This window comes from Amycolatopsis sp. NPDC058340 (genome assembly GCF_042723975.1).
GTDB lineage: Bacteria > Actinomycetota > Actinomycetes > Mycobacteriales > Pseudonocardiaceae > Amycolatopsis.
In genome coordinates this window covers 1-4,741 of the sequence record NZ_JBHXIB010000102.1, presented here as the reverse complement: position 1 = coordinate 4,741, position 4,741 = coordinate 1, and the positions used below count along the sequence as shown (strand labels likewise).

The following is a 4,741-nucleotide window of genomic DNA, read 5'->3' as shown; positions in this document are numbered from 1 at the left end:
GTGGCAAGGACGGTTAGAACCGTCCTTGCCACTCACGAGGCCGGGGGCTCAGCCCAGCGGGTACATCCAGCCTTCCGGAGCCTCCCGGGTGCCCTCCTGGATCCCGGTCAGGGCGCCGCGCAGCTTCATCGTCAGCTCGCCGGGCTGCCCGCCCGCGACGGAGAACTCGCCGCCCGCGTGCTTCACGTGCCCGACCGGCGTGATGACCGCCGCCGTCCCGCAGGCGAACACCTCGGTCAGCTCGCCGGAAGCCGCCGCCTTCTCCCATTCGTCGGTGGAGACGCGCCGCTCCTCGACCTGGTGCCCGAACGACTTCGCCAGCTCCAGCAGCGACTTGCGGGTCACGCCCGGGAGCAGCGAACCGGTCAGTTCCGGCGTCACGACACGGGCCTCGTCGCCGGAGCCGAAGACGAAGAACAGGTTCATCCCGCCCATCTCCTCGACCCAGCGCCGCTCGACCGCGTCGAGCCACACGACCTGGTCGCAGCCCTTCTCCACGGCCTGGGCCTGCGCGACGAAGGAGGCCGCGTAGTTGCCCGCGCACTTCGCCTCGCCGGTACCGCCGGGGACGGCGCGCACGTACTCGGTCGAGAGCCACACGCTCACCGGCTTGACGCCACCGGAGAAGTACGAGCCGGCGGGCGAGCCGATCAGCGCGTAGAGGTACTCGTTCGCGGGCCGGTTGACGCCGAGCCCGGCCTCGGTGGAGATCATGAACGGCCGCAGGTACAGCGACTCGCCCGGCTTCGTCGGCACCCAGCGGCTGTCGACCGCGATGAGCTCGCGGATCGAGTCGAGGAAGGTCTCCACCGGCAGCTGCGGCATGGCGAGGCGCTCGGCCGAGTTACGGAAGCGGATCGCGTTCGCGTCGGGACGGAACGCCGCGATCGTGCCGTCGGGCTGGCGGTACGCTTTGAGGCCTTCGAAGATCGCCTGGCCGTAGTGCAGCACGGAGGTGGCCGGGTCGAGCGCGAAGGGCGCGTACGGCCCGACGGTCGCGTCGTGCCAGCCCTTCTCGGCGCTCCATTTCACGGTCACCATGTGGTCGGTGAAGTGCAACCCGAAACCGGGTGCGGCCAATACGTCCGCGACGCGTTCCGGGCTCGCGGGGCTCGGGTGCGGGAGGTGGCTGAACTGCGTCGAGGTCGTCATGCCTAAAACGATAACGCTTGGTCGGACCCACGTTAGTCGGACGTCCGCATATCTTTACCTCGCTCGATCTGTCCGTCGCGACGAACACGCGAGGGGTCGCGCCCCTAGGATGGCGGCGTGACGTACAACCAGATGCAGCCCGCTCACCCGGCCCAGCCCGCCACCCCCGGCGCGGGGGCCGACGTCAAGACCTTCGTGACGGCCGTGCTGCTCACCTTCGGCACCGGCGTGCTGATGATGGACGGCTGGGCCCTGCTCGACAGCGGCTTCGGCGCGTTCCTCGGCCTTGTCGCCGGCGGTTTCGGCATCTTCTGGTGGAAGAGCATCCACGGCAAGGTGTTCCCGCGCGAGCTGTCCACCAAATCGGTGGTCATCCTCACCGTGATCAACGTCGTGCTGGTGCTGCTCCTGCTTCTGCAGGTGAGCTAGAGCAACCCCTCGGGGAGGCCGGGGGCGGGCCAGTCCGGGTCGGGCCGGAAGTCGGTCCACGTCCCGTCGAAGGGGAACCGCCCGGCGTCCGCGAGTGCCCCGATCCGCTCGCCCTCGGCGCGCAGGCGTTCGAGCTGACCGGCGGTGATGCGGCCGGCGAGGACGGCCTCCTCGGCCTCGTCCTCGTCCTTCCATTGCCAGCGTCCGCCTGGCTCGACGGCGACGTCGAGGATGCCGTCGATCCGGTCGGGCCCGGACGGCGTGCGCCCCAGCGGGACCTCGAGGTTGACGTACCAGTTCAGGAACTGCCCGTCGGCGTCGAAGAACCACCAGACCGACGACCATTCGTCGTCGGCGATGCGGCGTAGCGTCGATGTGTCGCGCCAGAAATCGGCCACGCGCACCCTCGGCACCCGGAAGCGCTCCTCCAGTGGCGCCTCGCGGAAGAGCCGCCCGTCGGCCAGCCTGCTGCCGACGATCGGGGTGTCCGCGGGCAGCCAGCCGAGCAGCACGGTGCCGTCGTCGGTGATGACGCGCAGCGGGTGATGCTGGCCGATCGAGCCGTCCGGTCGCAGGAAGCGTTCGACGACCGTGTCGCCCGGGGTCCAGAGAGGATCACGCACGCCTTGCACGGTACCCACGGGCGCGGACCCGCAGAACCGGTTCGGCGAGCGTTCCCACTCCCGCGAGCGCGAGGGCCACGACCGGCCCAGCGAAGGCCGCGGCGACGGCCACGATCAGTCCACAAGCGAGTGTCGTCTTCGGACGTTCCGGGGAAAGCCGTTCCCTGCCGTCGGTGAAGGCGTCCACCGCGACGGGCACGGTCGCCACGGCGGCCACCACGGTCAGCACCGGCAGCAGCGAGACCGCGTCGGCGGCGGCGAGGAGCTCACGGAACGAGGTCGCCGAAAGCCCCAGCCGGATCGGTCCGAGCTGGTAGAGGGCGACGGCCGTGATCGCGACGGCCACGGCCCCCACCGCGGCGGCGCGGCCCGCGCCGGGGCGGCGGGGCAGCAGGAACGGCAGCAGTACCAGCACGGCGAGGCCGAGACCGGGTACGGACGGCGGGTCCGGCGCGATGAACTGCGCCAACGGCGGGATGCCGACGCAGATCGCGATCAAGGACGCGGCGGCGGCCAGCAGCAGCCCGGTCACCCAGCGGGCGGCGTAGTCGCCGAGGCGGACTCCGGCCAGGTCGGCGGCCGCCACCACGACGGCGAACACCGCGGCGGCGGCTCCCGGCGCGGACGGGAAGAGGTACTGCCCGAACGTCGTCGCGAAGACCAGGACCAGGCCGAACCGGGAAACGGAGCCCGCGATCCGTTCGGGCCGGGTGTCGCCCAGTGGCGGCAGCGACGCCTCGACCGCGACGGCGAGCACGGCCGCGACCACGGCGGCCACGAGTACCCAGTAGCCCGCTCCGGAGGTGCCCACCGCCAGCGCGATGAGCAGACCGCCAGCCAGTCGCACTCCGTCTCCCTTCCAGTCCGTCCAGTTACCCGGTCGGCCCCGCTGTTCCCCCAGGTCCCACTGTCATTAGCATGGCTCACGATCCAACCGGGCGGCCGCCCGGTACCACCGCGAACGCGCGAGGAGCCAGAAGTGACCGTGCCGAAGCTTGCCCTGACCGAGAACGCCGAAGCGGCGCTTGCCAAGACGCGCGCCGACGTCGTCGTCATCGGCACCCTGCAGGGTGAAGACGGCCTGGCGCTCGCCGCCGGTTCCTCCGTCGCCGACGCCGCCTTCGACGGCAAGCTCGCCGAAGTCCTCGGCACTCTCGGCGCGTCCGGCAAGGCCGACGAGGTCGTCAAGGTACCGACGCTGGGCAAGCTGTCCGCCGGTGTCGTGCTCGCCGTCGGCCTCGGCAAGGCGGGCGCGGACGGCGTCACCGCCGAGCAGGTCCGCCGGGGCGCCGGTGCCGCCGCGCGGGCGCTGAGCGGGACCGACCGCGCGTTCGTCACGCTGTCGGCGATCGATCTGCAGGCCGCCGTCGAGGGCACCGTGCTCGGCGCCTACAACTTCACCGAGTACCGCTCCGAGAAGGGCGACGGCCCGGTCGCCAAGGTCGACTTCGTGAGCCCCGAAGAGGGCACCGCCAAGGACCACAAGGCGACGCTGAAGGCCGCCGGCCTGATCGCCGAGTCGGTCATCATCGCCCGCGACCTGATCAACACCCCGCCGAACGACCTCTTCCCGGCCTCCTTCGCCGACCGCGCGAAGACCCTGGCCGAGGCGAACAACCTCGACTTCGAGGTCCTCGACGAGAAGGCGTTGAAGCGCAAGGGCTTCGGCGGCATCCTCGGCGTCGGCGGCGGTTCGTCGCGGCAGCCGCGCCTGCTGCGCGTCGCCTACAAGCCCGCGAAGGCGTCGAAGAAGGTCGCGCTGGTCGGCAAGGGCATCACCTTCGACTCGGGCGGCATCTCGATCAAGCCCGCCGCGAACATGGACCACATGACCTCGGACATGTCGGGCGCGGCCGCCGTGCTCGCCTCCGTGGTGCTGGCCGCGAAGCTGAAGTACCCGCTCGAGGTCGTCGCGCACATCCCGCTGGCGGAGAACCTGCCCTCGGCCACCTCGTACCGGCCGGGCGACGTGCTCAGCATGTACGGCGGCAAGACCGTCGAGGTGCTCAACACCGACGCCGAAGGCCGTCTCGTGCTGGCCGACGCGATCGTGCGCGCGGGCGAGGAGAACCCCGACTACCTGATCGAGACCTCGACGCTGACCGGCGCGCAGGTCGTCGCGCTCGGCAACCGCACCGCGGGTGTCATGGGCTCGGACGAGTTCCGCGACCGGATCGCTTCGATCGCGCAGGCCACCGGCGAGGGCGGCTGGGCGATGCCGCTGCCGGAGGAACTGCGCGCCGACCTCGACTCGCGGCTCGCCGACCTGGCCAACGTCACCGGGCACCGCTGGGGCGGCATGCTCGCGGCGGGCATCTTCCTGCGCGAGTTCGTCACCGAAGGCCTGCCCTGGGCGCACATCGACATCGCGGGCCCGTCGTTCAACACCGCCGGCCCGTGGGGCTACACCGGCAAGGGCGGCACCGGCGTCCCGGTCCGCACCATCGCCGCCGTGCTCGCGGACATCGCCGCGAACGGCTGATCCTTTTCGCGCGTGAAGGCCCCCTTCCCTCGGCTGAGCCGAGGGAAGGGGGCCT

At 71.3% G+C, this 4,741-nt stretch carries 5 protein-coding genes; 2 read left to right on the top strand and 3 right to left on the bottom strand.

The window, feature by feature from the left end; all coding sequences use genetic code 11:
- Window positions 1-48: 48 nt before the first annotated feature.
- Window positions 49-1,152 (bottom strand): branched-chain amino acid aminotransferase, encoded by a 1,104-nt coding sequence (locus ACFWIW_RS42095; RefSeq protein ID WP_378373598.1) that lies wholly within the window; start codon window positions 1,150-1,152, stop codon window positions 49-51.
- Window positions 1,153-1,269: 117 nt separating this feature from the next.
- On the opposite strand from ACFWIW_RS42095, the gene ACFWIW_RS42090 reads away from it, so the two are divergent.
- On the top strand, window positions 1,270-1,581 hold the full coding sequence (locus ACFWIW_RS42090; RefSeq protein ID WP_126733793.1) for a hypothetical protein: 312 nt from the start codon (window positions 1,270-1,272) through the stop codon (window positions 1,579-1,581).
- On the opposite strand, the gene ACFWIW_RS42085 is transcribed toward ACFWIW_RS42090, so the two are convergent.
- Window positions 1,578-2,204 (bottom strand): DUF402 domain-containing protein, encoded by a 627-nt coding sequence (locus tag ACFWIW_RS42085; protein WP_378373597.1) that lies wholly within the window; start codon window positions 2,202-2,204, stop codon window positions 1,578-1,580. The genes ACFWIW_RS42090 and ACFWIW_RS42085 overlap by 4 nt on opposite strands.
- A complete protein-coding gene (locus tag ACFWIW_RS42080) occupies window positions 2,197-3,051 on the bottom strand; it encodes a hypothetical protein (protein ID WP_378373596.1) in 855 nt (284 codons plus the stop codon). The genes ACFWIW_RS42085 and ACFWIW_RS42080 overlap by 8 nt, the downstream gene beginning before the upstream one ends.
- Window positions 3,052-3,183: 132 nt before the next feature.
- Here ACFWIW_RS42080 and ACFWIW_RS42075 point away from each other — a divergent pair, with 132 nt between their 5' ends.
- Window positions 3,184-4,686 (top strand): leucyl aminopeptidase, encoded by a 1,503-nt coding sequence (locus ACFWIW_RS42075; protein WP_378373595.1) that lies wholly within the window; start codon window positions 3,184-3,186, stop codon window positions 4,684-4,686.
- Window positions 4,687-4,741: the final 55 nt, after the last annotated feature.

Bases quoted from the DNA above. Each gene is read 5' to 3' on its own strand.
- ACFWIW_RS42095 (WP_378373598.1), bottom strand. From the start codon at position 1,152: ATGACGACCTCGACGCAGTTCAGCCACCTCCCGCACCCGAGCCCCGCG.